Genomic DNA, 267 nt, shown 5'->3' with positions numbered 1-267 from the left:
CTTCACAGACCAATGTAGCATGTAATGGCGGAGCAAACGGGTCAGCTACTGTAACTGCTTCAGGGGGTACAGGCACTCTTACCTATTCATGGGCGCCTTCAGGGGGTACTGCCGCTACAGCTACAGGGCTTAATGCCGGTACTTACACCGTAACTATTACTGATGCTAACTCATGTACCGCTACACAATCGGTGACTATTACTGAGCCTACAGCTATTACAGCTTCTATAGCTTCACAGACCAATGTAGCATGTAATGGCGGAGCTA

The 267-nt window shown here is 48.7% G+C and carries 1 pseudogene; it reads left to right on the top strand.

Annotated features, from left to right (window positions below):
- Positions 1–267, top strand: a pseudogene (locus tag NHE85_RS16685) (SprB repeat-containing protein); the annotation flags it as partial.

Source organism: Flavobacterium sp. NRK1, from assembly GCF_024054175.1.
Classification (GTDB): Bacteria; Bacteroidota; Bacteroidia; order Flavobacteriales; family Flavobacteriaceae; genus Flavobacterium.
This window is presented reverse-complemented; position numbering and strand designations above follow the sequence as displayed.